The sequence below is a fragment of the Ruegeria sp. ANG10 genome (assembly GCF_040705255.1).
Classification (GTDB): Bacteria; Pseudomonadota; Alphaproteobacteria; order Rhodobacterales; family Rhodobacteraceae; genus Ruegeria.
In genome coordinates this window covers 1-26,512 of sequence record NZ_JBFCVU010000018.1, presented here as the reverse complement: position 1 = coordinate 26,512, position 26,512 = coordinate 1, and the positions used below count along the sequence as shown (strand labels likewise).

The following is a 26,512-nucleotide window of genomic DNA, read 5'->3' as shown; positions in this document are numbered from 1 at the left end:
CAGCGCGCCCGCCTAACAACTTCCCTAAGATGCCCCCAGTCTATCCTGAGCGTCTCAACCGTCTTTCCAGTCCGTCAGGCCGTCTCTCCGACCCGTCAGCACCGCCTCAGCAGCGCCGGTGAAGGGGGTTCTAAGGTTTACCTCCAATAGCCGCAAGTGGAAAATTCAACAAACTTGCAAAAAACCGAGAAACTATATTTTCACCATATTATTCAATTACTTATTAAAGATATTGATCGGCAAAAACTAAGATGTGCAGTGCGTCTCACCCCGAATCTCGGCTTTTGCACAGGGTTACCCACAGACTCGGCGCCGAGTCAGGTGGAATCGGCCTGACGCGACCGATTCAGCACACCGGATATCGGCAAACGCAGCATCAACAGGCCGACGATTGCAGACAGATAGACCAGCGGTTCAATCTGAAAGCCCTTGGCCAACATGACATAATGCAGCCCGCCCAGAATCGCCGCCGGAAAGACCAGGCGTTGCAAGCTGCGCCAACGCGGGCCCAATTTCCGCACTGACAGATTGTTCGACGTCACCGCCAGCGGCAGCATCAGGACAAAAGCTGCCATGCCGACCGTTATATAAGGGCGTTTAACGATATCCGCCCAAATCTGGCCGGGCACCTGTACATCCAACACAAGCCACACCAACAGATGCAGCGTGACATACGCAAAGGTAAGAACCCCGAGGGCGCGGCGGAATTTCAGCAGATTCAGGCTAAGGAATCGCCGCAGCGGAGAAATCGCCAGCACACCGATCAGAAGCTGTAACGCCAGCTCTCCGTATTGATGCTCCAACGCTTCGATCGGGTTCACGCCAAGGCCGCCTGTCAGTCCCTGATAAAACAGCCAGGGCGCCGGAAGCGCCCCGATCAGGTACACCGCCCAGACGGGAATACGGCGTATTATCTGATTCACCCGCTGCATAGACTTAATAGTATTGCGAAAGATCCATGCCTTCGTACAGCCCTGCGACCTCGTCCTCATAACCGTTGAACATCAGGGTCGGGATACGCTTGGCAAAAAGCCCGCCGCCGATCTCACGTTCCGAGGCTTGCGACCAGCGCGGATGGTTCACGTTCGGGTTCACATTACTATAGAAGCCATACTCACGTGGGGCCGACATGTTCCAGCTGGTGGGTGGCTCTTCCTCTGTCAGGGTGATCCGTACGATCGACTTGATCGACTTGAAGCCGTATTTCCACGGCACCACCAAACGCAGCGGCGCACCGTTCTGGTTTGGAATCGGGCGGTCATAAATACCCGTCGCCATGATGGTAAGCGGGTGCATCGCCTCATCCAAGCGCAGACCCTCGCGGTAAGGCCACTCCAGAATCGGATAACGCACGCCCGGCATCTCATCAGGGATCAAGGCGGTTTCAAAGGCCACGTATTTGGCCCCTTCCTGAACACCTGCCATGTTCAGCAGATCAGCCAGTTCGAACCCGTTCCACGGAATCACCATCGACCAGGCCTCGACACAGCGGAAACGATAGATGCGTTCTTCGACCGTCATCTCAGACAGGATGTCCTTGAAGTCATAGTCGCCCGGATTGTCGACCAGACCGTCGATCTTGACACTCCACGGTTCGGTGGTCAGCGCCCCGGCGTATTTGGCAGGATCATCCTTGCCGGTCCCGAATTCATAGAAGTTGTTATACGACGTGATCTCTTCCCAAGTGTTCGGCTCCAACGCCTCTTGTGCCGCGGCACCGCGCGCCATCCCCGCCAGTCCGACACCTGCCAGCCCGGCCATAACCTGACGCCGGTTCAAAAACGCCGCCCTCGGGGTGACGTCCGCATGTGTCAATGTATTGGTCCAGCGATGCGCCATGTATGTCTCCGTTGTCAAAACACCTCGGGTATGAGGTAGACCGCTGATAGCACAGTGCCAAGGTAATGAGCGTCACGATTGAGCGACGAGATTGTAACGTTGTGGCCTATCGGCGCGGATTTCACGACATCGCCAACCAAGCTAAACTTTGCAATTCTGGCCCCGAACATGCAGGCTTTGCAATGGAACGACAGGCCTAACGCGGTGTTCTTCGGGGACCCGTCAAAGCATGCCGGCACCCACTAGGTCCCTTGCGCCTGCTGACATTGCGAAATCACTGGTATGAACCACAAAAAAAACAAACCCATTCCCGTCCCCGCCGCAATCAGCGCCAAGGCCGCATCTTATGCCGAACAGTCCGCAATTCGGGATCTAACGCAACCTCTGCCCGAAATGCGGGCTATGTTGCGAGAGGATTACGCAGACAGTTGTACCGCAGCCGTAGAAATGTCCGGCGTTACACTGTCCGATGAAACAATTGGCGGTGTGCGCTGTTTGGTTATCACGCCTGCCGAACCGCGCCCTGGCCGCAGGTTGGTCTATCTGTTCGGCGGCGGCTTTACCCTTGGCAGCCCGTTTGAGGATCTGCCAATTTCTGCCTGGCTGGCCGCGAAAACCGGCGCGGTGGTGATTGCGCCGGACTATCCCCTGGCCCCCGAAGCACCATACCCGGCGGCCCTTGATGCCTGCACCACAGTCATCTCATCTGTACTTGCTGAAACGCCCGGTGCCTGCCTTTGTGGCGAATCTGCCGGGGGCAATCTTGCATTGGCCGCGGTCCACAGGTTGCGCGTAAACGGCGTTCCATTGCCAAAGGCACTGGCCCTTCTATCGCCTTTTGTCGATCTGCTGAACCCTGGAGACAGTGGGCTGGCGGATCGCGACCCGTTTCTGAATCAGTCCGAAATTGACTTTTTCCGTGCCTGTTATGTTGGCAAAGAGGTCGACCTGACGACCCCCGATGTGTCCCCGATTTACGGCCCCTTCGACGCAACCTTTCCTCCCGTCTTTCTGACTTCGGGAACCCGCGATCATTTGTTGAGCGGTTGCGTGCGTCTGGATCGCCTGCTGCGACAGGCCGGTGCCGATTGCACCCTGCGCGTATGGGAAGGCATGTGGCACGTGTTCGAGTTTTACCCGGAGATACCCGAAGCCGATGCCTCGCTGACGGAAATCGCCGCATTTCTGGATGGGCATTTTGCCAAGGCGTAAAAAAGACCCGCCGGTTTGGCGGGTCTTTCTGGATTCAAATCTCAGATCAATGCACTACGGCATCGTCCGGACGGGGCCTGTCTGACGTGCCCAGCCTGTCACCGATGATCAGACCTTCGGCCCCAGCGGTCACCGGGACGGTCTCGCCATCCTTGATTTCACCGGCCAGCAGTGCCTCAGCCAATAGGTTCTGCAAGGCGCGCTGGATCACCCGCTTCAGCGGACGCGCACCGAAGACCGGGTCATAGCCTTCATTGGCCAGCCATTCCTTGGCGCCATCGTCCAAGGCCAGCTCGATCTTGCGAGCGGCCAGACGTTTTTGCAGGCGCGCCATCTGGATATCGACGATGCCATCCATATCGGCCCGCTTGAGCCGGTCAAAGATGATCGTTTCGTCCAGACGGTTCAGGAATTCCGGCCGGAAATGTGCCCGGACCGCATCCATCACATCACGCCGCGCTTGCGCGCTGTCCGCACCTTCGGGCAACTGGCTGAGCGCCTGAGAGCCGAGGTTCGACGTCAGAATGATCAGCGTCTGCTTGAAGTCCACGGTGCGACCCTGACCATCGGTCAGAACACCGTCATCCAGAACCTGCAACAGAACGTTGAACACATCCGGGTGCGCCTTTTCGACCTCGTCAAACAGCACGACCTGATAGGGCCGGCGCCGCACAGCTTCGGTCAAAACGCCACCTTCGTCATAGCCAACATAGCCCGGAGGGGCACCGATCAGACGAGCCACCGCGTGTTTCTCCATGAACTCGGACATGTCGATGCGCACCATCGCATTGTCGTCGTCGAACAGGAAGTTCGCCACGGCCTTGGTCAATTCGGTCTTACCGACACCAGTCGGCCCGAGGAACAGGAATGAGCCCAGCGGCCGGTTCTCGTCATTCAGACCCGCACGCGCACGGCGCACTGCGTTGGCCACGGCAGTCACCGCTGCATCCTGACCAATGACACGCGAATGCAGTTCATCTTCCATCCGCAGCAGCTTCTCGCGCTCACCTTCCAGCATTTTCGAGGTCGGAATACCAGTCCAGCGTTCGACCACCGAAGCGATCTGTTCCGGACGCACCGTTTCCTCGGCCATCATGGCGTTGCTTTCGGCGTTTTCGGCCTCGGTCAGCTTTTTCTCAAGTTCGGGTATGACGCCATAGGACAGCTCCCCGGCTTTGGCCAGATTGCCTTCACGCTTGGCGATCTCCAGATCGGCCCGCGCTTTGTCGAGCTGTTCTTTCAAATCCCGCGCGCCAGCCAGCTTATCGCGTTCGGCCTGCCATTGGGCGGTCATCTCGGCGGATTTCTCCTGCAGATCCGCCAGGTCCTTTTGCAAGGTTTCCAGACGATCCTTGGAGGCTGCGTCATCTTCGAGCTTCAGCGCCTCTTCCTCGATCTGCATCTGCAGGATCTGGCGATCCAGCTGATCCAGTTCTTCTGGCTTGGAGTCTACCTCCATCCGCAGGCGCGACGCCGCTTCGTCGACCAAATCGATGGCTTTGTCAGGCAGGAACCGGTCGGTGATATAGCGATGCGACAGGGTCGCCGCCGATACCAGCGCCGAGTCCGAGATGCGCACACCGTGGTGCAGCTCATACTTCTCTTTAATACCGCGCAGAATGCTGATCGTGTCCTCAACCGTCGGCTCGGTGACCATCACGGGCTGGAACCGGCGCGCAAGGGCCGCGTCTTTTTCGACGTATTTGCGATACTCATCCAGCGTGGTCGCACCGATACAATGCAACTCACCCCGGGCCAGCGCGGGCTTGATCAGGTTGGCGGCATCCATCGCACCGTCGGACTTACCGGCACCGACCAGCGTATGCATCTCATCGATGAACAGGATGATTTCACCGGCGGCCTCGGTCACCTCGGTCAGAACCGCTTTGAGTCGTTCTTCAAACTCACCGCGGTATTTCGCACCAGCGATCAGCGCACCCATGTCGAGCGCCAGCAGCTTCTTGTCCTTCAGCGACTCCGGCACGTCACCATTGATAATGCGCAGAGCCATGCCCTCCGCAATCGCGGTTTTACCAACGCCGGGCTCCCCGATCAGAACCGGGTTATTCTTGGTCCGGCGCGACAGTACCTGCATCGAGCGGCGGATTTCCTCATCCCGCCCGATGATCGGGTCAATCTTGCCCTCAGCCGCCGCCTCGGTCAGATCGCGCGCGTATTTCTTGAGCGCGTCATAACCCTCTTCCGCCGACGCGCTGTCAGCAGTGCGACCCTTGCGGATGTCGTTGATCGCTTCATTCAGTTTCTGAGCGGATACGGCACCAGCGTCCAAAGCATCCTTGGCTTTGGATTTCACCATGCACAGCGCCATCAACACGCGTTCGACCGGCACAAAGCTGTCACCCGCCTTGGTGGCGATCTTGGTGGCCTCGTCCAGGACTTTGGCAGTCTGACCGTCCATGTAAATCTGGCTGGCGTCACCGCTGACCGTCGGGATTTTGGCCATCGCAGCGTCCAGCGCTTCGACCACGCGGTTCGGCGCGCCGCCTGCACGCGTGATCAGGTTGCTGGCCAGCCCCTGATCGTCATCCATCAATGCTTTCAAAATATGTGTGGGCTCCAACCTCTGGTGCCCCTCACGCAGCGCAATCGTCTGCGCGGCCTGCACGAATCCCCGTGCCCGCTCGGTGAACTTGTTCAAGTCCATAGCATTCTCCTTTATCTCAAGCGCCCTGAATGTGATGCGCCCGCTTGGCGGCACGCGTCGGTTTGGGCCTCACATTCAATCTGGGAAATATCTTTGACGGTTCAAGAGGCTAAGCCGCAGATTCCACACTTAACGGCGCGGTACGGAATAGACTGTATACCCTCCGGTTTTTGCGACTTGCCGTGCATTATACATGTCGACCAATGATTGCGCCGCATCGCTGCCTGAGGGGCAGGACACAAGATCAGCCGCGTCATCCAGAAAGTCGACGGTAAAGGCCGTTTCGCCGGTTAACTGGCAATCATCGTCGGTCGAACGATAGCCGCGCACAAGGCGCAGGTCCTGATTGGTCGGGGATCTGATGACCGTATCTGCGGCCTCTGGCTGCAACGGCATTTGCTGACAGCCAACCAAAGACAGAACAAACCCCGCACCCGCAAACTGTTTCATGAATCCCCCATCTTAAATGTTCTTTGTAGTGGGAGGACCATAGCACACTCAGTAATGAGGAATGCGATTTCGATCAAACATCGGTCCTGCATGGACACAAGGCGCGGAACCCGTTAGGACGCAGACGTTTGCCAAAAAGGAGCTTGCCCCATGTCCGATGACCGCCTGATCGTTGCCCTTGATGTTCCGAACGCCTTGCAAGGTCTGGCCATGGCCGAGCGGCTGGGCGATGCCGTATCTTTCTACAAGATCGGGCTGGGTATGCTGACCGGCGGTGGGCTGGCCCTGGCTAATGAGCTGAAACAGGATCACGGCAAACGCATTTTTTTGGATATGAAGCTGTTCGACATTGGCAACACGGTGGAAAACGCTGTACGCGGGTTGGCGCAGTTCGATCTGGATTTCCTGACCGTGCATGGTGATCCCCATGTGGTACGCGCCGCGAAAGAAGGTGCCGCGGGCAAGGACCTGAAAATCCTCGCCGTGACCATCCTGACTTCGCTGAACCGCGACGATCTGGATGCCAGCCTGCTGAAAGAGGGCAACGTGCAGGAACTGGTGGTTGAACGTGCGGCACGCGCTCTAGAGGCCGGGGCCGATGGCGTCATCGCCAGCCCGCAAGAGGCCGCCCTGATCCGCGCCCTGCCCCAGGCCGAAGGTCGTCTGATCGTTACTCCAGGTGTCCGACCAGCAGGCGCAGCATTGGGCGATCAGAAACGTGTGGCCACCCCGGCCAGTGCAATCAGCGACGGTGCCGATCACATCGTTGTTGGCCGCCCGATCTATCAGGCACAGGACCCAAAAGCCGCAGCCCAGGCGGTTCTTGCTGAGTTAAATTCCTTGACACATCACTGACAAGTGCCACCAAATCAGCGAATTTCCGCGCAGAAACGGCTTGCAACCAGTTGACCTAACGTCACTTTCCAGCCCAACCGTGCCAAATCGCCGCTGTGCCCCAAAACACACATGAGAAATACGAGTTTCTCATGTGTGACCTCGGTCCTATCGAAATTGGCGGTTTTGCGCGATTCTAGGGCTGTGATACTCCCCGCGGACCCTCTCTTCCTGAGGTCCGTCACCTCCCCCCGCCACTTCGCGGGGGGTCTTCTTTCGGACATGACCCTGCTTTCAGCAACCACTGGCATTTCGTGCCACAGCTGGGGCTGGTATAAGGAAACCGCTGATTGAATCGCATGAAAGGCGGGAAGATTTCATGCCCGGTCTCTGCCGAGATTGCCTGACCACATTGACCGACGAACGGCGCTGCACTGCTTGCGGCAGCCCGCGGATCAAGGCGCACCCCGAGCTGTTTGATCTGACCATCGCACATATGGATTGCGATGCCTTCTATGCTTCGGTCGAAAAGCGGGACAATCCAGAGTTGGCCGACAAGCCGGTAATCATCGGCGGCGGCAAACGCGGCGTGGTGTCGACCGCTTGTTATGTGGCGCGCATTCGCGGGGTGCGGTCGGCCATGCCGATGTTCAAAGCCTTGCAACTGTGCCCCGAGGCGGTGGTGATCAAGCCGCGCATGTCGGTCTATGCAGAAGTGTCGCGCGAGATTCGCAAGATGATGGACGAACTGACCCCGGTGGTCGAACCGCTGTCGCTGGACGAGGCGTTCATGGATCTGTCCGGCACACAGCGTCTGCATGGTGCGCCGCCTGCCGTTATGTTGGCGCGCTTAGTCCAGCGGATGAAGGATGAGTTGGGCGTGACCGGTTCTATCGGGCTGTCGCACAACAAGTTTCTGGCCAAGGTCGCCTCGGATCTCGACAAGCCGCGCGGATTCTCGGTGATCGGAAAGGCGGAAACGGCTGAGTTCCTGTACGACAAACCCGTGCGGTTGATCTGGGGCATCGGCCCTGCCGCGCAGGAATCTCTGGATCGCGCGGGTATCCGCAGTTTTTCCGATTTGCTGCGCTGGGATCAAGAGGCGCTGAGCGCACGGTTCGGATCAATGGGTTACCGTCTGTGGCATCTGGCGCGCGGACAGGACAAGCGGCGTGTCTCGGCCCATGAGCCGATGAAATCCATCAGCAACGAAACAACCTTTTTCGAAGACACCGCCAGCCTGGACATTCTGGACGGGCACATCTGGCGTCTGTCCGAAAAGGTGGCGGACAGGGCCAAGGCCAAAGGGTTGGCCGGGCGGGTTGTCACCCTGAAACTCAAACGCGCCAATCACAAGATCATCACGCGGCGAGTGTCCCTGCGCGACGCCACCCAAATTGCCGACCGCCTTTATCGCACGGCCCGCGGCCTGTTCGATCAGGTTGGTGATCAGGGGCCATATCGCTTGCTGGGCGTTGGCCTGTCTGATTTGTGCCCCGAGGCGCAGGCAGATATCTCGGGCGATTTGCTGGATCCCGGAGCCACGCAGCGATCGCAGGCCGAACGCGCCACTGATGAGATTCGGCGCCGTTTTGGCAATGATGCAATTGTGAAAGGCCGCGCGCTGCGCTGAGCTTACTCGGCCGCCAGGCGGACCGGATCATCGCCAATGCTGGCGATTTCCTGAATGATGTCGCGCAGAATCTCTTGAAACAGAGTGAAATTCTCATTCGGCACGATGTTGGCCTCGTCCATATAAAGCGCCCGGTCAACTTCGATCTGTACCGCATGTTGATGACGGGCGGGGCGGCCATAGGTCTGGGTCACATACGCCCCGGCGAAGGGCGCGTTGCGTGCCACGTTCAGCCCAGCGGACACAAAGGCTGCTTCGATCCGATCCACAACCTCGATCGAGGCTGACGCGCCAAACCTGTCCCCCAGCACCACATCTGGCCGCTTGGATTTAGCGTTGCAGGCCATGGCGACCGCCTCATGCGGCATCGAGTGGCAATCGATCAGGATCGCCTGACCGAAGGCGTCGAGCGATTCGGCCAACAAGGATTTGAGACGTGCATGATAGGGCCGCCAACAGGTGTCGATGCGCAGGCGCGCCTCATCCATTGTTAGCTTGCCGCGATAGATCGCACGCCCATTGGCCACCACGCGGGGAATCACCCCCAACCCGGATGCCACCCGGGGGTTATGCCCGGAACGTCGCGCCCCTTGGATCAGTGCCGGATCCAGCTCCTCGGCACTGCGGTTCAGATCCAGATACGCCCGTGGCAACACTGCCGAGATCAACGGTGCGCCAAAGTCAGCCGCCGCAGAAAACAGCTGATCTACAAAGGCATCTTCCGAGGATCGAATCACATTTTCGCTTAGAACCGTGCGGTTCAACAGCGTTTCGGGATAACTCCGACCACTATGTGGAGAAGAAAATACCACGCATGACGTGCGTCTGGCGGGCATGTCCAATACATAGGGGGCGTTCGGCATGGTGACTCCTTGTTCGCATTGAACATAGACCGGAAAATAGTTCTACCAAACCCCTTGAACCCCTTTGCGACTCCTTTTATAGACCCCGCTACCGGCGCGGGGTTCCGCGCCCCATTTCGTTATGGGGTAGGACAACGCAACGGGACGTGGGCGGTTAGCTCAGCGGTAGAGCACTTCGTTGACATCGAAGGGGTCACAAGTTCGATCCTTGTACCGCCCACCATGATTTCACTGTTCCGGGTTTCCGGGGCACCCGATGAACCCAGGCGCTGGCCACGTCCTTGATGAAGGCGCCGCAGATTGGAGACAGACCAATGAAGGTCAAGAACTCGCTCCGCTCGCTCAAGAACCGGCACCGTGATTGCCGTATTGTGCGTCGCAAAGGCCGCGTCTACGTGATCAACAAGACGCAGCGCAAGTTCAAAGCTCGTCAGGGCTGAGAACTGCACATAACCACTTAAAGAAACCGCGCCTTCGAGCGCGGTTTTTTGTTTTCCAACTATGCGTTTCTTGCCTGCGCTCAGCCCCGTAAGGGGCTTGGCAAGTTTGATTTTGATATTTCGCGTTGTGATAGAGCGTTCTCGTGTTAACGTTCTCCGGATTTTCGATGACGGGAGGTCAACTTGGCCGACGGTGAAATACTCGGAACGACCCTGACCGATATGGTCGCGGATATTGGCAGGAGCGTGGCGCAAGCCGCCGAGCAACTAAGCCTCGACCAGTTGAACGCCCTGAAGAACTACCCGCAGGAGCTTCGCGACATGGGCATCCCACCGGTTTTCTATCACATGCAGGATGTCGATGTGGAATTGAAAGTCGTAATGGAGATGAGCACTAAGACGGAAGAAGGCAAGCGGCCTGCAATCATCTCGATCTTCATGGGACCGAAGTTGACCCAGACCGATACGGTCGACACCAAAAGCGCATCGACCATGCGCATGCGCTTTGCTCCGGGCCCAGTAGATGACAACAGGTCACCAGAGGACACCGATGGCACGTAAGACAGTTAAGGCCCCCAAGAGGCCACCTATTGATGTACGCGTCACCGAATTGCCCGAAGCCTTTGCGACACTGTTGCAGTCACTTGCTGACCGTCTTACCGCAATGGAGCAGCGCGAGACCACTTTGCTTCAAACAATCTCGGACCTGCAGAATCGGATTGACGATCTGGAAGAAGGCGGCGGCGGCGGCATGCTGATGGGCGCGGGGTCTCCGGTAACAAACCCGTTGGCCCAGGGTCGGTCAGAAATGAATTCGGGCGACGAAGACACTCAGGTTGTCGACGCTCAGGAATTTTCACAGGCACTGGGCGAACAGATTCTCGCCGGTTCAGACGGAAGCAGCGAGTTTACCATCGACAATGTAAAGGTCGAGGCCGTGGTCGGGCTGGGCCAAGATGGCAATAAGGCACAGATCGCAACCAACGCCAAGAAACAGGCGGTTAGCCAGAACGCATCGAAAGTTACGTTTTCGGTCCGAAGGCGGTCAAAAACGCAAATCATCGAGTGAACACAAATTTTTCAAAAGGAGTTTGAACAATGAGTATCGGGCAAGAACTGCTGAACGTTCCCTTTGCAGAAATGGTTCAAAAGCTGGCACTTTCGGTCGCTGAGTCACAAAGCGAATTGGATCGTCACTCAACTGATATGGCCAAATACATGACCGATCAGAAAATCCTGCTTCCCGATCTCTCCAATCCCGACGGCCCCGCCAAAGAATTCAGCCTAGTGTCGATGGGATTCCTCCCTGCATTCTATGCGGTGCAGGAGGCCGAGATAGAGGTCAAAATGGCGATCTCGATGACCAAACAGACCGAAAAATCAGGCAGCGCTTCAGTGAAAGGCGGCTGGGGGCCCGTGGCGGCCCAGGTCAACGCCAGCTATTCCTCGCGCTATGCCTATAGTCAGGAAGGTGCAAGCAGGTTGACCATCAAACTCGCACCGGCCGATCCGCCGGTCATGCTGCAAAAATACATGGAAGCTGTAACTCAGGCCATGCTGACCAAGGAACCGGTACTCAGCGACGATCCGGAAACTGAGCCGGCGCCGTCACCCGCACCACCGCAACCGGAAGGAAAACAGAACAGACAGCGTCGATCCTGACAGCAGCGTGCGCAGCAGGAAAGGCGAGCGACGTTTTGACCAACTAAATTTGTCGGATTTCCTTGCATCCCCCTCAGAATCGTTTAATTGACCAAATCAGTCGGGTTAATACCCGTCACGATTTTCAATGTTGGGACAAATGATGCTGAAATCCTCTACCTGCGTTGCCGCCGCTCTGACAGCTTTGATTGCAACCTCTGCCGCCGCCGAAGGCGAACTGAACCTTTACTCTTCACGCCACTACGACACCGACGAACGTCTTTATTCTGATTTCGAAAAGGCGACCGGCATCACCATCAACCGCATCGAAGGCAAGGCCGACGAACTGATTGCACGGATGGAAGCCGAAGGCGCCAACTCGCCCGCGGACATCCTGTTGACCGTAGACACCTCGCGTCTGGCGCGGGCCAAAGACGCGGGCATCCTGCAATCGGTTGACAGCGCCGTTCTCGAGGACCGTATCCCCGCCAATCTGCAGGACAATGACAACCAATGGTTCGGCTTTTCGCAACGTGGCCGCATTATCTTTTTCGACAAGGAAAACGTAGCCAACCCACCGGCCACCTACGCCGATCTGGCGAAACCAGAATACAAAGGTTTGGTCTGCATCCGTTCGTCCAGCAACACATATAACCAGACGCTTCTGGCATCGATCATCACCCACGAAGGCCCCGAGGCCGCAAAAGCGTGGGCCGAAGGCATCGTCGCTAACATGGCGCGTGATCCGCAGGGCGGCGACACCGACCAGCTGCGTGGCATCGTTTCGGGCGAATGTGATATCGCCGTGTCGAATACGTACTACTTTGCCCGCGCCATCCGCAAAGATGTCAAAGGCGTTTCGTCGGACATCGATTCAATCGGCTGGGTGTTTCCTAACCACGACAGCACCGGTGCGCACATGAACCTGTCCGGGGCCGGTGTTGCCGCGAATGCACCGAATAAAGACAACGCAATCCTGTTCCTGGAATACTTGGCCAGCGACTCGGCCCAGCAATATTTCTCGGCCGGCAATGACGAGTTTCCGGCGGTGAAAGGCGTCGCACTTGCGGAATCGGTCAAGTCACTGGGTGAGTTCAAGGCAGATGAGGTGAACCTGTCCGAGGTTGCCAAGAACCTTCCCGAGGCGCAGAAAATCTTCAACGAGGCTGGCTGGAAATAATCCTGCCCACGAAACCTGATCTCTCTGAAGGGCGCAGAAATTTCTGCGCCCTTTTCTGTTGCACCTTAATTATTTTCAGGAAATAATCTCAATAATGAAAACTATTCTCGTATATGAACATGCTGGATGATCTCTCGAACCGTCTTGCCAACCGTCTGAACGAACTGCGCCGTAGCCATGGGTGGTCATTGGAACACCTGGCCGAACACAGCGGGATCAGTCGCGCCACGCTTTCGCGGATGGAAAAGGGCGATGTCAGCCCGACCGCTGAAACACTGGGGCGGCTCTGTGCAGCTTATGGCCTGCCGATGTCCCGTCTGCTGATGATGGTCGAAGACAGTTTCGACCCCCGCGTACCGTTCGAACGGCAACCCGAATGGCGCGACCCGGAAACCGGATTCACACGCCGCTCGGTATCTCCGCCCGCCTCCGGCCTTAGCGGAGAGGTGCTGGAAGGTCATCTGCCCCCCGATACAGTGATCACATACGATGCGCCACCAAAGCCTGGGCAAGAACATCACCTGATCATGCTGGATGGCGCGCTGAAATTGACCGTGGACGGCGTCGCCCATGATTTGAATGGCGGCGATTGCCTGCGCTATCACCTTTCGGGCGCGACCCGGTTTGAAACAGCGCCCACACGTGGGGCACGGTACCTATTGGTGCTGATATGATTTCGCGCATCGACGAAAGCAGCTTTGACGCCGCGTTGGACGACCTGACCGATATCCTGCACGCCTGTGTACAGGACGGGGCCAGCATCGGGTTCATCCTGCCCTTCTCACCGGATCAGGCCCGCGCCTATTGGCAGGACCGGGTGCGGCGCGACATGCAGGCGGGCGCGCTGGACCTGTTCGTCGCCCGCGAAAACGAACGCATTCTGGGCACGGTGCAATTGATCCCGGCGGCAATGCCCAACCAGCCACACCGGGCCGATGTGGCCAAACTGCTGGTTCACCCCAACGCCAGACGCCAGGGTTTGGGGCGGGTCTTGATGGCGGCGCTTCAGGACCGGGCGAACCAACTGGGCCGAACCTTGCTGGTGCTCGACACACGCAGTACGGACCCGTCGCGCATCCTGTATCAAAGCCTAGGCTTTCAGATCGCCGGAGAGATTCCGGACTATTGCCGCAACCCATTCGAGGACCGGCTAGAACCCACGACCTATATGTACAAGAATCTAAGGTGATCCGGGCATCTGTTTCAAAAACGAAGAAATGGCAACTTATGGCCCTGTGGCAGCGTTTCGGTTTCCGCGGGGATGACTGCAAGACCATCCGCCTGCGCCAGCATCGCAACCCGGCCGCTAAATGAAGGTGCCATCAAACGCAGTCGTGGAACACCTTCGGTCGTCGTGCCGTCGATCATGATCGGACGGTATTCCTGACGGCCTGCGTGGCGCTGCAGTGGTTCTGCCAGAACCGCCTGTTCCAGGGTTGGCGGCGTATGACGCAGACCAGCCCGACGCGCCATCATGTGCGACCCGATGATCTGCCATGTCACAAAGGCCGAAACCGGATTGCCCGGCAGCCCGACATAGAGCGCATCGCCGCGCCGACCGAACATGATCGGCTTACCCGGTTTCATGGCCACCTTCATCACGTCAATCTGGCCGCCAATGGCTTCAAACAGGCGCGGCATGTGATCTTCATCGCCCACCGAAACACCACCCGTTGTGACAATCAGATCTGCGCTGTCGCAGGCCTGCCGCAAAACCTGCTCCAACCGCTCGGGGTCATCTGCGACCGGGCCTATATCCAGCAGATCGATCCACGGCTTATTCAGCAAAGCACGCAGCATATAGCGGTTCGAGTTGTAAATCTGGCCTGGACCAAGCGGTTCACCTGGTTGTTGCAGCTCATTACCGGTGGAAAAGAGTGTGACCTTCAGCTTGCGGAATACCTTCACATCGCCATACCCGGCCGAAGCCAGTGCCGCAGCTTCGCGCGCGGTGATCTCACGCCCCTGCCGCAGGATCGGGGCACCGGCCTTCAAATCCTCCCCCGCGCGGCGGATATGTTGGCCAGGTTTCGGACGGCGGGTAAATCGGATGCCGCCGGTGGTGGCCTCGCAATCCTCCTGCATCAGCACGGCGTCGAAATCGGTGGGCACCGGGGCGCCGGTGAAAATGCGCAAAACTGCACCTGCTGGTACATCATGGGCACCGCTGTCCCCGGCGGCGACACGTCCCGCGACCGGCAGGGTGAACACGGGACCTTTGCCCAGATCAGCCGTGCGGACGGCATAGCCATCCATGGCGGAATTGTCGAAGGTGGGCATGTCCACCTTGCTGGTGCAATCCTCGGCCAACACCCGGCCCGTCGCATCGATCAGCGACACGGTTTCGGTCTCGGCAACCGGGTCGGCAACGGCCAGTCCGCGGGCCAAAGCCTCTGTCACCGTCAGATACATCTGAGCGTGCTGGTCGCAACCACATCCATCAGCCATTTGAGCCCTCCAACCGGTCAAACACCTTTTCCAACCCAGCGATTTCAACGTGGGCTTTTTCTTAGTTGGAGCTTGGGCCGTCGACAGCCATCACACCCCCAAACTGTCCAGGAACACGGCAATCAGAATTGCACAGCCCGGCCAGCGATATGCCCCCAATGAACAACACTGGCGCAGAGCCGTCATTGACATAGGTCACGATCACTGTTCGCGGGCGGCCAGAGGGGATGGCACCGAAGCGTCCCCCATCCGCGAGAGGGTTTGCGTAGATTTAGAAATCCAGCCCGATATCGATGGTGCGATAAGAATGAGTCAGCGCCCCGGATGAAATGTAATCCACGCCGGTTGCCGCCACTGCGGCCACGGTGTCGCGGCTGATGTTGCCCGATGCCTCAGTCACGATCCGGCCGTCGACCAGAGCCACCGCCTGTTTCAGCATCTCGGGCGGCATGTTGTCCAGCAACACCACATCGGCGCCGCCGACCTCCAGCACTTCGGCCAGTTGGTCCAGCGTGTCCACTTCGATCTCGACCTTCATCATGTGCGAGGCGCGGGCCTTGGTGGCCTCGAGCACGGCGCGTACCCCACCGGCCGCGGCGATGTGGTTGTCCTTGATCAGGATCGCATCTGACAGGGAAAAGCGGTGATTGAACCCGCCACCATGCAGAACCGCCTGTTTTTCCACAATGCGTAGGCCGGGCGTGGTCTTACGGGTACAAGTGATGCGTGCCTTGGTGTCTTTGGTCTCGGCCACCAGCGCCGCCGTCGCGGTCGCCACCCCGGCCATGCGCCCGGCATAGTTCAGCGCCACCCGCTCACCCGACAGGATCGAAGCGGCGCTGCCCTCAATTTCCATCAATGTATCGCCTTTTGTGCAGCGTTGGCCGTCGGCGATGTGGGTGGTGACGCGCAGCATCGGGTCAACCAGACGGAACGCCAGCGCCGCCACCTGCATACCCGAGACAACCGCGTCCTCGCGCGCGTTCAGCCGGGCAGAATAAGTGGCTTCCGCAGGGATCACGGTCAGGGTGGTGATATCACCATTGGCTCCCAGATCCTCCATCAACGCGGACCGTACCATCGGTTCAAGGATCAAGTCGGGCAAGGCCGGGTATTTCATACTGTGTCCTTTGCAATGCGGTCCCGCAGGGCCAGCGCCTCGCTCAGCGTCAGGGCCGAGCGTTGGCCGGGGCCGGGGGTAAGATCGGGGAAATCGGATCGGGAATGGGCACCGCGACTTTCTTCGCGCGACAGCGCGGCAGCCGCGATCAGGGTGGCGGTGGCGGTCATGTTAAGAAACAGATCAGAGCCCGCATGCCGGGCTTCCAACGTCGCGATTTTCGTCAACGCTTGGCGCAGGCCGGTACCATCGCGCACCACACCCACATGTTCGGTCATGGTTTCGCGCAGGGCCGCCACGTCCCGTTCATTGATCGGCTCACCACCGGTGGTAAAACAAATGTCCACCTCAGCCGCGTCCTGCGCGCTCACAACAGTTGCAATGTCGCGCGCGCAAGAGCGGGCAAAAACCAACGCCTCAAGCAACCCGTTCGACGCCAGCCGGTTCGCCCCATGCAACCCGGTCGAGGCCGCCTCGCCACACACCCACAGCCCAATCAGTGAGCTGCGCCCAGCCAGATCGGTCTCAACCCCGCCCATGTGATAATGCGCCGATGCGGTCACGGGGATGGGGTCGGTCGCAGGATCGACACCATTGCGCAGGCAGGCCTCGGTGACGGAGGGGAATTGCGTGGCCATCTCGGCCCCGATGGCTTGGCGCGTGTCCAATGCCGGGTATTTGCCCGCCTGCGCCTGCAGGTAAACGGCGCGCGCGACCGTGTCGCGAGGGGCCAGTTCAGCGTCGGGATGGATATCAGGCATAAACCGGTGGCCGGCGTTGTCGATCAGGACAGCACCGTCGCCACGAAGCGCCTCGGTTGCCAGTGGCGTCGGGTCTTCGCCCACGTCGATGGCGGTGGGGTGGAACTGCACGAATTCGGCATCTGCTATGCGCGCACCCGCACGGGCCGCCATGCCGATCCCCTGTCCGCGGATACGTGCAGGATTGGTGGTTTGGGCATAAAGGCCCGAGGACCCCCCCGTGGCCAGAACATGCGCTGATCCGCACAGCAATATCGGCGGCGCATCGGCGGCATCGGCGCGGGTCAGGTAAACGCCGGTCACTTGCCTTCCGTCGCTTTCCAGCCCGACAGCCTGCGCGCCTTCGATCACTTGAATCGATGGCGTTCGACGCACTTCCTCGATCAGGGCGCGCATAATCTCGGACCCGGCTTGATCACCCTTGACGCGCACCACGCGGGCAGCGGAATGCGCGGCCTCGCGCGATTGCACGAACCCACCATCGGCAGTGCGGTCAAACCCGGTGCCCAAGTCGGACAGATCATAAATATGTTCCGGCGCGGCATTTGTGACGAACTCGGCCACCTCGCGCAGGACCGACCCGGCCCCGGCGCGCATGGTGTCGTCTGCATGGGCTTCGGGGCTGTCCGTTCGCGCCATGGCAGCGGCAACACCGCCTTGTGCCCAGGCCGAGCTTGCACCCGATCCCAGCGGTTCAGGCGAAATCATCACCACCGGGCAAGGGGCCAGCTTCAGGGCCGCATAGACTGCCGCCAATCCGGCCCCGATAATGACCACTCGCGGCGTCTCAACGCTTTGCATGTCGCGGATCAAATACCCAGCTGGCGTGACAAGTCGATCATGCGTTGCACCGACAGGCGGGCCTTGTCCGCCACTTCGGCGTCAACCTCGACCTGCCCGGTCATGGTATCAAGCGCGAACAGCACTTTTTCCAACGTGATCTTCTTCATGTAGGGGCACATATTGCAGGGACCTACGAACTCGACCTCGGGCAGTGAATCCGCAATATTCGACGCCATCGAACATTCGGTTATCAGCAGCGCCTTTTCCGGTTTTTCGTCAGTGACATATTTGATGATGCCGCTGGTGGAGCCCGAGAAATCAGCCTCGGCCACAACGTCTGGTGGGCATTCGGGGTGTGCGATCAGGCGGGTGCCCGGGTTCCATTCCCGGAAATCGCGCAAGTCCTGCGGGCTGTATTGTTCGTGTACGATGCACGACCCTTCCCACCAGACCACATTTTTCTGCGGCACATCGCGTGCCACGTTCTGCGCCAGATACTGATCCGGCGTCATGATGACCGTGTGGCTGTCTTGCGCCGCAACAATCTGGGCGGCATTCGACGAGGTACAACAAATATCTGACGCCGCTTTGACCTCGGCGGTAGTGTTCACATAAGACACAACTGGCGCACCTGGATACCGGCGGCGCATTTCCTCGATCCCTTCGGCGGTGATCGATTCCGCCAGCGAGCATCCCGCCTCCATATCCGGCATCAGGACCGTCTTGTCCGGGCTAAGGATCTTGGATGTCTCGGCCATGAAATGCACACCGCATTGCACAATCACATCTGCCTCGACCTCGGTCGCTTTGATCGCCAGTTGCAGGCTGTCGCCGCCGAAATCCGAAATGCCATGGTAAATCTCAGGCGTCATGTAGTTATGGCCCAGAATGACCGCATTGCGCTGGACCTTCAGGTCGTTGATCGCCTTGACATAGGGCGCATAGATCGCCCAATCGACGGGCGAGACCACGCGGGACATGCGGTCATAGATATCGCTCATGCTTGCGGCAAGCTCGGGCGATGGGGTCAGATCATATTTTTCGGAGAGATGCGCACGCTGCGCCGGTAGGTCGAACACGGGACTGTTTTTCTGCCTGATGGATTCGTGACGCACTTAATATGGGGTTTATCGTGGATTTACCACCACTGTTAACAGAAGAATGTTCCAATATTCCCAGCTCTGGCGGAACTATCTTATCAATTCAGGCGCAACAGACCTTCTCGGCCAGCACCTCAAGCATCTCGGGGGCTGATCTTGCTCGAAAAATGGTCAGCCACAAAGTCGATCAAGGCCCGCACGCGCCGCGGTAAAAATGGCATTTCCGGGCGCATAATAAAGACCCCACCACCGGCATTCGGTTCAGCATGATCGTTCAAGACCGAGGTCAAACGACCAGTGCGCAAGTCATTCGAGACAAGAAACTCCGGCAGCCAAGCAATGCCGTGCCCGGCGCAGCACGCCGCATGGAGCGCTTCGAGGCTGTTACATGAAAACCCCGGCCCAAGACGTGATATGGGACCCGCTGCTCCCGTGAATCCCCAATCCGACAGCTGTTTTTCCGGACCCAGGCGCAGACATTTATGCGCGGTCAACTCTTGTGGTTGCTGCGGAGCGCCATGCCGCTCAAGATAGGTGGGTGCTGCGCATGGTATCCGCCGATTGTTCATCAGCTTCCGCGACACCAGAGATGAGTCCGGTAAGACGCCGCTGCGGATCGCGATATCAAAACCTTCTCCGACCAGATCAACAACCTTGTCCGTCAACAGCATGTCAATCTCAACCTCGGGGTTGAGATCCATGAATTCAATGATCAGAGGGACCACGTGTCGTTGACCAAAAGCCGCCGAACTTGTCAGGCGGATCGTGCCATGCAGGCTGTCGGCACCATCGGCAATATCCTCTTCCAGTGCCGTCAGGCGGGCGAGAATTTCGCGCGCCTCCTCTACATATCGCTGTCCCGCTTTGGTCAATGTCATGCGCCGGGTCGAGCGGATAAGAAGCGGCACCCGCAACCTCTGCTCTAGCTGATACACCCGCTTGCCCACGGCAGACGGGGTGTATCCCAACGCGCGGGCCGCAGCCGAGAAACTGCCGTGATCGACCACGGCCAGAAGGATTTCCAGTTCAGCCTTTTGTGTCATTTGATCCAAAAACTATCAGAAACTAATCTCAATCCCTACATTATCAAAAGAGATTGTCCAAATTATCTAAGGTGGAGATCAAATACCAAGGATAACCACCTTGCCCGCCACCTCGAATATCTCCCTCTTCACTCCGCTTACACTGCCGAACGGGCGTGTTTTGAAGCACAGGATCATCAAATCGGCCATGTCGGATTCACTGGCCGACGGTCAGGGCAACCCAACCGATGCACAGATGCGTCTGTATGAACGTTGGGCAACAGGGGGTGTGGCCGCGTCAATTATCGGCGAGGTGCAGGGTGACCCTCATTTCCCTGAAAAGCCGGGCAATCTGGTGCTTGATGAACACGCCGACATGGCGGCCTTTAGCCATCTTGCCCGGCGCGGGTCGACCGACGGCGCGCAGCTTTGGTTACAACTCGGCCATGCCGGGGCGTTGGCGCATCTACCGATCAGCCAGCCCAGAGGCCCAAGCGCCATCGACTTCCCAGAATTTCGCAGCGAAGCCATGTCTTTGTCCGAGATCAGAGCCATCCCGGATCAATTTACCCGCACTGCCCATCTTGCATCCAAACTTGGATTTGGGGGCGTCCAGATCCATGCCGCGCATGGGTTTCTTTTGAGCCAGTTTCTCTCTCCCCTCTTCAACCGGCGCACTGATGGCTATGGCGGTGCAATCCACGCGCGGATGCGCCTGCTGATCGAAACGGTCGAGGCCGTTCGCGCCGAAGTTCCCCGCAGCTTTACTGTTGCCGTCAAACTCAACGCCACTGATCATCTGGACGGCGGCCTTACAGAACAAGACGCGCTGAAGGTGGTTGCAGGGCTGGAAGGGAAAGGTGTTGATCTATTGGACATCAGCGGCGGAACTTATTTCCCGGGCGCTCCGTCCAGTTCCGATCGTACGTCCAAAGGCCCCTATTTCCTTGACTTCGTTCGTGCGGCGCGCGGTTTAACCGCGATCCCGCTTATGGCCACCGGAGGATTCAAGCGCCGTGAAGAGGCAGAAGCCGCGATTATGGCGGGGGATGTTGATGCGGTGGGTATCGCGCGGGGTCTTGTTCTTGATCCCGCTTTGCCGCGGACGTGGCAGGCGCGACAACACGAGGCCCCCATCCCCCGCTTCACCACCCTTCCACCCGGAGGGATGACCGCGTGGTATACCATGCGCATGACGGATATCGGGGCGGATCAGGAAGGATCGGTGGATCGCGATATTACCCAGGCCATCACCGAATACGAAAACCGCGACGCACAGCGCGCAAAGATCTGGCAGAACCGGTTTAATTCCAGGTCAAAGCAAACCTGAGACAGCCGATCAGCTGGTTATATGAAATCGCGCTCAAAAGCACCGCGCCAGCACCACAGTCGGACCAATCGCGGTCTAGATTCCATTTTAAGAGAAATCCCTCATGAGTTGTGTTTTTTTACCACAACCCAACACGCCAATTCAGATAAACCTGAGTTGAGATTGACTACCATGATCAGAGGGATAGTCAGGATACAGAATATTTAGATTTGAGGTTTCGATTTCATATGGATGGGTTCTCATCTTCTCTGGGCCTACACCTTATAGCAGATTTTTTCGATGCAAGCGCACTTTACGATCCTTCCCCAGCAGAAGAGGCCCTGAGACGCGCGGCAATTGCTGCCAATGCTCAGGTTCTTGGGATCAACATGCGCGATTTCGGACAACGGGCAGGTTTCACAGGCATGGCTCTCTTGGCCGAGTCGCACATCTCGATCCACACCTGGCCCGAACACGGATATGCCGCCATCGATATCTTTATGTGCGGTGACGCAGAACCGCAGCGCAGCTTAGAGGTCTTGAAGTCCTATTTCCGCCCCCAGCGCGTCGACGTGCAATCCATACGACGCGGTCTGATCGAACAGAGCAGACACCGTCTGGCGGTGGCGGGCTGCTAAAGGGCGGATGACGGAACTGCGCAGATGCCCGGTCACGATATGTCTCATACTATGCGCAATAGTCGTGTATGCGCTGTGGGGTCCGGTTCGGCATTCCGGGCCCATTGTGACGCTGCCCGATCATCTGTTGTATTCAATCCGGCATGGCAATCTGAACCATCTGACGCTCAATTGCCTTCTGATCCTTGTGGGTGGCAACCTCAGCGAACCGCACTTGGGCAGCGCCCGAACCGCAGGGCTTGTTATTCTTTGCGCCGTTGCCGGAACGGCAACAGAATTTGCATTGGCCGGACCTGGCTTTGTGGGGCTGTCAAGTGTCGCCTATGGGCTGGTTTCCTATGGCGTGATTGCCACAAGCACACCGGGACGGCGCCGCTGGATGCTGGTGCTAATCGTCCTTGTTCTTATGGCCGAGTTTCTGTTTCTGCGCCCTCAGATCGCCGTTTTCACCCATATCACATCAGCCTTGATCGGAGGAGGACTCGCCATGTTTAGCGCCCTGTTCGGCTCAAAGGGGCCAACACTAAAACCTATGGAATGGCTGCATGTTTCCCCGGCTGTCCAAATCATCGCCCAGACCGACGAAGATGACGCCGACGAAGCCGAAAACAAGTTCGTGCATGAAGGAACGGACAACATGTTCGTCCTGCAGGACCGGGGCGAGGTGCTGGGGCTGATAGGCTACTGCCTCGACGAAGATGCGCCGGATATTGCCTGGCTGTCCTGGACTTATCTGGACCAGGCTCATGCGGGCAAGGGGCTGGGAAGCCAGATGCTGAACGACTTGCTTGGCAAACTGGCACAGATGCATGTCCGCAAGATATTCATCGAAACCAGCGACTATGAAGAGTTTGGCAAAAAGCTCTATGCCGCGGCGCATAAATTGTATGAGGAATTCGGGGCCGAAGTCGAACTGACGGTACCCGGGTATCACGGCCCACGCGAAGCCAAGATCATCTATGGATTGGACAACCCCGAAGCGCCCGAAATACAGGCGGCAGAACCATCACCAACCACTGGCCTGAGCTTCACCGACATTCACAAAGCCGCCGAAACTGACGACGTTGCCGGCCTGCGCTGGTGCGAAACCAGCACCGGGCTGAGCGGGCTGGATCAACAGCTTTCGTTGGCGCGCGCGCAAAGTTATCGCATGGCCGTTCTGGCCATCCCATCCGACCTGTCCAACGCCAACGCAACAGACCTGCAGGCCCATGGCCTGAAAAAATGCGGCGAGCTCAAAGAGTTCTACGGCAAAGACCTGCATCAGGTCTGGTGGAGCAGCAATCTTGGCGAAACCTGAATCACAATCTCAAATGAATAGGAGAAGTTATGTTTGGAAACATTAAAACGATAGCCATTGTTGGCGTTGTGGGCTTTGTGGCCTATTCGATGTTTTTTAGCTCGAAGTCCGAGCAAACCGCCGATCTCGGGCAGGTTCTGGACCGGACCGAATTCGCGATCAACCAGTATCAGGAATATCTGGAAGCCAACAGCATCGCCGAAGCATCTGACGAGCAGGTGGATGAGTTCACCGGATACCTGGCTCAGGTCATGAACTCGGACCCGCGCTTTTACGACGAACCGCTAGGCATGGAGGTTCTGTCCGACGCCAAATTTTCGGGCTTTGTCGATCCGAACGCAAACGGCACCCGCGACTCGAGCGAGGGTGAGATTTTCACCATCGAGATTGACGAGGCCAACAACCGCCTGATCGCCACCGACACCACCGGCCAATCCGCGGGCTTGCGGTTCTCGGGGGCAGGTTTCCTGGCGGGGGCTCTGATCGGCAATCTGATCAGCCGCCAACGCTCGGCCGGTATCACCGCGTCCAGCTTCAACAACCGGTCTGTGACGCCGCGCAACAGCTACTCGGCCCCGCGCAGCTCCCGCTCGGGCGGTTTGCGCGCCGGTAAATAAGACGCCGCGACCACACCAAACCCCACTCAGACCCGGCGCGTTAACAGTGCTGGGTCTTCCCGTTTTCGGATTTTGAAATGACTGATACTCTGACACTGCGTTATACTGCGCTGCCCCGGCGGCAGGCGATGGTTCTTCTTGGCGCAATCCTTGTTGTTGCCCTTTGTGGCATTGTCTACGAATTGATCATCGGTACGGTGTCCAGCTATCTGCTTGGAAACTCGGTCTACCAATTCTCACTTACGATCGGGTTTTTCATGTTTGCCATGGGCGTGGGGTCCTACGTGTCCCGTTTTTTCCACGGCAATCTGATCCAAACGTTCATCTGGGTTGAACTGATTCTGGCACTGATAGGCGGCCTGTGCAGCATATCACTTTTCTTGCTTTTTCCTTATGCGCCCTGGTTTTACACAGTGGGTATGTTCACCTTCATCTCGGCCATCGGATTTCTGGTCGGGTTGGAAATACCGCTGCTGATGCGGGTTTTGTCGGAAAGCAAAACAACGCGGGAATCCATCGCAGATGTGCTGTCGCTGGATTATATCGGCGCGCTTGGGGGATCGGTTCTGTTTCCCATCCTGTTGCTGCCGTCGCTTGGGTTGATCACATCGTCTTTCGCCATCGGCCTGACCAACGCCATGGTTGGCCTGCTCAGCGTCCTGTGTCTGCGCGACCAACTGGATGCGCCCAAACGGATGCTGGCCTGTGCCATTGGCACCATAGTTTTGTTGTTCGCCCTGACCCTTGTGGCCGGGCGCATCACTGCATTTGCGCAGGATCATCTGTATTTTGATCGCATCGTCTGGCGCAAACAGTCGCAATATCAATCGTTGGTCGTTACCAATACTTGGCAAAAAAACGACGTGCGCCTGTACATTGATGGCCATCTGCAATTCGCTGAAACCGACGAATACCGCTATCACGAGGCGTTGGTCCACCCCGCCTTGTCCTGGGGGGACAGCACCCCAAAGTCGGTTCTGGTGTTGGGCGGTGGCGATGGGCTGGCCGTGCGCGAGATTTTGAAGCACCCCAGCGTTGAGCGTATTGATCTGGTAGATCTTGACCCAGCGATGACCGACCTGGGGCGCAATCTGGCCCCCGTCGCACGTCTGAATGACAACAGTATGGAGGCATCCATACTAAGCGTTCACAACACCGACGCCTTCAACTATGTCAAATCCACCGATCAGACCTATGACCGGATCATCATCGACTTTCCCGACCCGCATAGCGAGGCGCTGTCAAAGCTTTATTCGGTCGAGTTCTACGCCATGGTTCAGGATATTATGTCCCAAAACGGCGTTCTGATGACGCAAAGCAGCTCACCTTTCTTTTCGCCCCATACCTATTGGACGATATCGGAAACCCTGTCCGAGATGTTCCCGCAGGTGGTGAACTATCAGATGTCGATCCCTTCTTTCGGGGTTTGGGGTTACAACCTTGCGACCAATGAAGCCACGTCTACGCTGGGGGATCTGCCCGAGGGTCTGAGGTTTATAACGCCTGAGGTTTTTTTGGCCGCGCAGGTATTTCCCAGCGACATGTTGCCCAGACGCGAGCTTGCAGTGAATTCCATCTTTGACCCCGGCATCTACCAGGAATACGCGCGCGACGTGTCCGGCTATTGAGCCTGGACGAAAACTGAGCGTCGCCCACCTCTCAGATCAGGTCTAACAAGCGGACACTGTCGAAAAAGGTCTGCATCGTCAGAGATGTAGGTGCTCTCATAACGCTGCATTACCGGCTTAGATTTCATTGAAGAAAATCCTTGAAGTTTGCCCATAATTCCGCGCGATATTTGCGCATAACTTTGCGCGATTTGCCCAAAAGTTTGCACACTCCCCTTTTCGGTGCCGGATTAAATCCTTCCGAAAGTCTCTTTGAGTTCTGCGACTTGAGCTACATCCAGCAACCGGGTTGGCAAACCGCGCAAAGCCACTAGCAGCTTGGCTGTTTCTTCCAACTCTTCTGCAGCACAGACAGCTGAGAACAGATCCTTTCCCGAGACGACAGGGCCATGGTTGGCTAGCAGAACAGCACTATAATTGCCGCCCAGTTCACGGATCAAATCACCGGATTTCGGGTCGCCCGGCTTGACGTATGGAACCAGTTTGACCGTGCCGACGCGCATCACCACGTATGGTGTCAGCGGTGGAATACAGTCATTGGGATCGGTGTCTTCCAAACACGACAGTGCGGTGGCCCAGGTCGAATGTAGATGCACCACTGCACCAGCTTCTGGCCGCGTCTCGTAGAAGGCTTGGTGCAGAAAGACCTCCTTGGTCGGCTTGTCGCCGGAGACGTGGTTGCCATCCAAATCAATCTTGGCAATGCGCTCGGGGTCGATATCGCCCAGGGTCGAGTTGGTGGGTGTCATAAGGATGCCGTCGTGTAGACGGGCAGAGACATTGCCCGCTGTGCCGACGGAAAAGCCACGCGCAAACAGCGAGGCACACAGCTCTGACATCTGCCGTCGCAGCGCCAGTTCTTCAGAACTCATTTGACTGCCTCCATCATTCTCAGCGCTTTTGCGAAAAAGTCCGGAGCGCCGAAGTTTCCAGACTTTAGAGCCAGCGCAATGGGTTCAGTTTTTCCAACGCTCAGGACTGGCACGCCCGGGTCGATCTCTGGCCCAATTGACATGGCTGGAGACCCCA

27 protein-coding genes and 1 tRNA gene are annotated in these 26,512 nt (G+C 57.8%); 16 read left to right on the top strand and 12 right to left on the bottom strand.

The genetic code is table 11. The features are described from left to right. Positions 1–317 precede the first annotated feature (317 nt). Both msrQ and msrP read right to left on the bottom strand, forming a co-directional pair. Entirely contained in the window at positions 318–932 is a 615-nt protein-coding gene (msrQ, locus tag AB1A64_RS21890) for a protein-methionine-sulfoxide reductase heme-binding subunit MsrQ (RefSeq protein ID WP_366554224.1), read from the bottom strand. Between the two features lie 4 nt (positions 933–936). Continuing rightward, positions 937–1,839, bottom strand: coding sequence for a protein-methionine-sulfoxide reductase catalytic subunit MsrP (gene msrP, locus AB1A64_RS21885; protein WP_366554222.1), 903 nt, complete (start codon positions 1,837–1,839; stop codon positions 937–939). Positions 1,840–2,121: 282 nt separating this feature from the next. Here msrP and AB1A64_RS21880 point away from each other — a divergent pair, with 282 nt between their 5' ends. Then, positions 2,122–3,051 carry an alpha/beta hydrolase gene (locus AB1A64_RS21880; protein WP_366554220.1) on the top strand — a complete coding sequence of 310 codons (930 nt, stop codon included), beginning with the start codon at positions 2,122–2,124 and terminating at the stop codon, positions 3,049–3,051. 46 nt (positions 3,052–3,097) lie between these two features. Here the strand turns inward: AB1A64_RS21880 and clpB are convergent, their stop codons facing one another. Together clpB and AB1A64_RS21870 are read right to left on the bottom strand one after the other, a co-directional pair. Further along, positions 3,098–5,716: an ATP-dependent chaperone ClpB gene (gene clpB, locus AB1A64_RS21875; RefSeq protein WP_366554218.1), complete on the bottom strand. Its 2,619-nt coding sequence runs from the start codon at positions 5,714–5,716 to the stop codon at positions 3,098–3,100. 129 nt (positions 5,717–5,845) lie between these two features. Next, entirely contained in the window at positions 5,846–6,166 is a 321-nt protein-coding gene (locus tag AB1A64_RS21870) for a hypothetical protein (RefSeq protein WP_170361983.1), read from the bottom strand. 150 nt (positions 6,167–6,316) lie between these two features. Here AB1A64_RS21870 and pyrF point away from each other — a divergent pair, with 150 nt between their 5' ends. Together pyrF and AB1A64_RS21860 are read left to right on the top strand one after the other, a co-directional pair. Continuing rightward, positions 6,317–7,021, top strand: coding sequence for an orotidine-5'-phosphate decarboxylase (gene pyrF / locus AB1A64_RS21865; protein WP_366554216.1), 705 nt, complete (start codon positions 6,317–6,319; stop codon positions 7,019–7,021). 358 nt (positions 7,022–7,379) lie between these two features. Beyond that, the gene (locus AB1A64_RS21860) at positions 7,380–8,633 is read left to right on the top strand and encodes a DNA polymerase IV (protein ID WP_366554214.1); all 1,254 of its coding nucleotides are present in this window, start codon (positions 7,380–7,382) and stop codon (positions 8,631–8,633) included. Positions 8,634–8,635: 2 nt separating this feature from the next. On the opposite strand, the gene AB1A64_RS21855 is transcribed toward AB1A64_RS21860, so the two are convergent. Continuing rightward, positions 8,636–9,496, bottom strand: coding sequence for an N-formylglutamate amidohydrolase (locus AB1A64_RS21855; RefSeq protein ID WP_366554212.1), 861 nt, complete (start codon positions 9,494–9,496; stop codon positions 8,636–8,638). A 148-nt stretch (positions 9,497–9,644) separates the two neighbouring features. Between AB1A64_RS21855 and AB1A64_RS21850 the strand changes: the two genes are divergently transcribed. The 8 genes from AB1A64_RS21850 (at position 9,645) to AB1A64_RS21815 (ending at position 13,946) form a co-directional block, all read left to right on the top strand. Further along, positions 9,645–9,719, top strand: a tRNA-Val gene (locus tag AB1A64_RS21850). Between the two features lie 91 nt (positions 9,720–9,810). Continuing rightward, entirely contained in the window at positions 9,811–9,936 is a 126-nt protein-coding gene (gene ykgO / locus AB1A64_RS21845) for a type B 50S ribosomal protein L36 (RefSeq protein ID WP_008755722.1), read from the top strand. A 183-nt stretch (positions 9,937–10,119) separates the two neighbouring features. Beyond that, positions 10,120–10,497 (top strand): hypothetical protein, encoded by a 378-nt coding sequence (locus AB1A64_RS21840; protein WP_170352011.1) that lies wholly within the window; start codon positions 10,120–10,122, stop codon positions 10,495–10,497. Beyond that, positions 10,487–11,005, top strand: a complete 519-nt coding sequence (locus AB1A64_RS21835) for a hypothetical protein (protein ID WP_366554209.1) — start codon at positions 10,487–10,489, stop codon at positions 11,003–11,005. The genes AB1A64_RS21840 and AB1A64_RS21835 overlap by 11 nt, the downstream gene beginning before the upstream one ends. Positions 11,006–11,154: 149 nt before the next feature. Then, positions 11,155–11,598, top strand: coding sequence for a hypothetical protein (locus tag AB1A64_RS21830; protein WP_366554207.1), 444 nt, complete (start codon positions 11,155–11,157; stop codon positions 11,596–11,598). A 142-nt stretch (positions 11,599–11,740) separates the two neighbouring features. Next, positions 11,741–12,757, top strand: coding sequence for a Fe(3+) ABC transporter substrate-binding protein (locus AB1A64_RS21825; RefSeq protein WP_366554205.1), 1,017 nt, complete (start codon positions 11,741–11,743; stop codon positions 12,755–12,757). Positions 12,758–12,876: 119 nt separating this feature from the next. Further along, on the top strand, positions 12,877–13,431 hold the full coding sequence (locus AB1A64_RS21820; protein ID WP_366554204.1) for a helix-turn-helix domain-containing protein: 555 nt from the start codon (positions 12,877–12,879) through the stop codon (positions 13,429–13,431). Further along, on the top strand, positions 13,428–13,946 hold the full coding sequence (locus AB1A64_RS21815; RefSeq protein WP_366554202.1) for a GNAT family N-acetyltransferase: 519 nt from the start codon (positions 13,428–13,430) through the stop codon (positions 13,944–13,946). The genes AB1A64_RS21820 and AB1A64_RS21815 overlap by 4 nt, the downstream gene beginning before the upstream one ends. A gap of 14 nt (positions 13,947–13,960) precedes the next feature. Here the strand turns inward: AB1A64_RS21815 and glp are convergent, their stop codons facing one another. From glp to AB1A64_RS21790, 5 genes are all read right to left on the bottom strand, one after another. Next, entirely contained in the window at positions 13,961–15,205 is a 1,245-nt protein-coding gene (glp, locus tag AB1A64_RS21810; RefSeq protein ID WP_366554200.1) for a gephyrin-like molybdotransferase Glp, read from the bottom strand. A 271-nt stretch (positions 15,206–15,476) separates the two neighbouring features. After that, the gene (nadC, locus tag AB1A64_RS21805) at positions 15,477–16,325 is read right to left on the bottom strand and encodes a carboxylating nicotinate-nucleotide diphosphorylase (protein ID WP_366554198.1); all 849 of its coding nucleotides are present in this window, start codon (positions 16,323–16,325) and stop codon (positions 15,477–15,479) included. Then, positions 16,322–17,887, bottom strand: coding sequence for an L-aspartate oxidase (locus AB1A64_RS21800; protein ID WP_366554196.1), 1,566 nt, complete (start codon positions 17,885–17,887; stop codon positions 16,322–16,324). The genes nadC and AB1A64_RS21800 overlap by 4 nt, the downstream gene beginning before the upstream one ends. Positions 17,888–17,895: 8 nt before the next feature. Beyond that, positions 17,896–18,948 (bottom strand): quinolinate synthase NadA, encoded by a 1,053-nt coding sequence (nadA, locus tag AB1A64_RS21795; protein ID WP_366554194.1) that lies wholly within the window; start codon positions 18,946–18,948, stop codon positions 17,896–17,898. A 155-nt stretch (positions 18,949–19,103) separates the two neighbouring features. Then, positions 19,104–20,012 carry a LysR substrate-binding domain-containing protein gene (locus tag AB1A64_RS21790; protein WP_366554192.1) on the bottom strand — a complete coding sequence of 303 codons (909 nt, stop codon included), beginning with the start codon at positions 20,010–20,012 and terminating at the stop codon, positions 19,104–19,106. A gap of 100 nt (positions 20,013–20,112) precedes the next feature. Between AB1A64_RS21790 and AB1A64_RS21785 the strand changes: the two genes are divergently transcribed. The 5 genes from AB1A64_RS21785 to AB1A64_RS21765 all read left to right on the top strand — a co-directional run bounded on the left by AB1A64_RS21785 (position 20,113) and on the right by AB1A64_RS21765 (position 25,483). Then, positions 20,113–21,321, top strand: a complete 1,209-nt coding sequence (locus tag AB1A64_RS21785) for a tRNA-dihydrouridine synthase (protein ID WP_366554190.1) — start codon at positions 20,113–20,115, stop codon at positions 21,319–21,321. A gap of 227 nt (positions 21,322–21,548) precedes the next feature. Further along, positions 21,549–21,938: an adenosylmethionine decarboxylase gene (gene speD, locus AB1A64_RS21780; RefSeq protein ID WP_366554228.1), complete on the top strand. Its 390-nt coding sequence runs from the start codon at positions 21,549–21,551 to the stop codon at positions 21,936–21,938. A gap of 64 nt (positions 21,939–22,002) precedes the next feature. Beyond that, on the top strand, positions 22,003–23,238 hold the full coding sequence (locus AB1A64_RS21775; protein WP_366554188.1) for a GNAT family N-acetyltransferase: 1,236 nt from the start codon (positions 22,003–22,005) through the stop codon (positions 23,236–23,238). A gap of 29 nt (positions 23,239–23,267) precedes the next feature. Next, positions 23,268–23,855: a hypothetical protein gene (locus tag AB1A64_RS21770; protein ID WP_366554186.1), complete on the top strand. Its 588-nt coding sequence runs from the start codon at positions 23,268–23,270 to the stop codon at positions 23,853–23,855. Between the two features lie 77 nt (positions 23,856–23,932). Beyond that, entirely contained in the window at positions 23,933–25,483 is a 1,551-nt protein-coding gene (locus tag AB1A64_RS21765; protein WP_366554184.1) for a polyamine aminopropyltransferase, read from the top strand. A 230-nt stretch (positions 25,484–25,713) separates the two neighbouring features. Here the strand turns inward: AB1A64_RS21765 and otnC are convergent, their stop codons facing one another. Together otnC and AB1A64_RS21755 are read right to left on the bottom strand one after the other, a co-directional pair. After that, positions 25,714–26,355, bottom strand: coding sequence for a 3-oxo-tetronate 4-phosphate decarboxylase (gene otnC / locus AB1A64_RS21760; RefSeq protein WP_366554182.1), 642 nt, complete (start codon positions 26,353–26,355; stop codon positions 25,714–25,716). Further along, positions 26,352–26,498, bottom strand: coding sequence for a nucleotide-binding domain containing protein (locus AB1A64_RS21755; RefSeq protein ID WP_366554226.1), 147 nt, complete (start codon positions 26,496–26,498; stop codon positions 26,352–26,354). Before AB1A64_RS21755 ends, otnC begins: the two co-directional genes overlap by 4 nt. Positions 26,499–26,512 lie beyond the last annotated feature (14 nt).

Excerpts from the sequence above, each read along its gene's own strand:
- msrQ (WP_366554224.1), bottom strand. The coding sequence starts at position 932 with ATGCAGCGGGTGAATCAGATAATACGCCGTATTCCCGTCTGGGCGGTG.
- msrP (WP_366554222.1), bottom strand. The coding sequence starts at position 1,839 with ATGGCGCATCGCTGGACCAATACATTGACACATGCGGACGTCACCCCG.
- AB1A64_RS21880 (WP_366554220.1), top strand. The coding sequence starts at position 2,122 with ATGAACCACAAAAAAAACAAACCCATTCCCGTCCCCGCCGCAATCAGC.
- clpB (WP_366554218.1), bottom strand. The coding sequence starts at position 5,716 with ATGGACTTGAACAAGTTCACCGAGCGGGCACGGGGATTCGTGCAGGCC.
- AB1A64_RS21870 (WP_170361983.1), bottom strand. The coding sequence starts at position 6,166 with ATGAAACAGTTTGCGGGTGCGGGGTTTGTTCTGTCTTTGGTTGGCTGT.
- pyrF (WP_366554216.1), top strand. The coding sequence starts at position 6,317 with ATGTCCGATGACCGCCTGATCGTTGCCCTTGATGTTCCGAACGCCTTG.
- AB1A64_RS21860 (WP_366554214.1), top strand. The coding sequence starts at position 7,380 with ATGCCCGGTCTCTGCCGAGATTGCCTGACCACATTGACCGACGAACGG.
- AB1A64_RS21855 (WP_366554212.1), bottom strand. The coding sequence starts at position 9,496 with ATGCCGAACGCCCCCTATGTATTGGACATGCCCGCCAGACGCACGTCA.
- ykgO (WP_008755722.1), top strand. The coding sequence starts at position 9,811 with ATGAAGGTCAAGAACTCGCTCCGCTCGCTCAAGAACCGGCACCGTGAT.
- AB1A64_RS21835 (WP_366554209.1), top strand. The coding sequence starts at position 10,487 with ATGGCACGTAAGACAGTTAAGGCCCCCAAGAGGCCACCTATTGATGTA.
- AB1A64_RS21830 (WP_366554207.1), top strand. The coding sequence starts at position 11,155 with ATGACCGATCAGAAAATCCTGCTTCCCGATCTCTCCAATCCCGACGGC.
- AB1A64_RS21825 (WP_366554205.1), top strand. The coding sequence starts at position 11,741 with ATGCTGAAATCCTCTACCTGCGTTGCCGCCGCTCTGACAGCTTTGATT.
- AB1A64_RS21820 (WP_366554204.1), top strand. The coding sequence starts at position 12,877 with ATGCTGGATGATCTCTCGAACCGTCTTGCCAACCGTCTGAACGAACTG.
- AB1A64_RS21815 (WP_366554202.1), top strand. The coding sequence starts at position 13,428 with ATGATTTCGCGCATCGACGAAAGCAGCTTTGACGCCGCGTTGGACGAC.
- glp (WP_366554200.1), bottom strand. The coding sequence starts at position 15,205 with ATGGCTGATGGATGTGGTTGCGACCAGCACGCTCAGATGTATCTGACG.
- nadC (WP_366554198.1), bottom strand. The coding sequence starts at position 16,325 with ATGAAATACCCGGCCTTGCCCGACTTGATCCTTGAACCGATGGTACGG.
- AB1A64_RS21800 (WP_366554196.1), bottom strand. The coding sequence starts at position 17,887 with ATGCAAAGCGTTGAGACGCCGCGAGTGGTCATTATCGGGGCCGGATTG.
- AB1A64_RS21790 (WP_366554192.1), bottom strand. The coding sequence starts at position 20,012 with ATGACACAAAAGGCTGAACTGGAAATCCTTCTGGCCGTGGTCGATCAC.
- speD (WP_366554228.1), top strand. The coding sequence starts at position 21,549 with ATGGATGGGTTCTCATCTTCTCTGGGCCTACACCTTATAGCAGATTTT.
- AB1A64_RS21770 (WP_366554186.1), top strand. The coding sequence starts at position 23,268 with ATGTTTGGAAACATTAAAACGATAGCCATTGTTGGCGTTGTGGGCTTT.
- AB1A64_RS21765 (WP_366554184.1), top strand. The coding sequence starts at position 23,933 with ATGACTGATACTCTGACACTGCGTTATACTGCGCTGCCCCGGCGGCAG.
- otnC (WP_366554182.1), bottom strand. The coding sequence starts at position 26,355 with ATGAGTTCTGAAGAACTGGCGCTGCGACGGCAGATGTCAGAGCTGTGT.
- AB1A64_RS21755 (WP_366554226.1), bottom strand. The coding sequence starts at position 26,498 with ATGTCAATTGGGCCAGAGATCGACCCGGGCGTGCCAGTCCTGAGCGTT.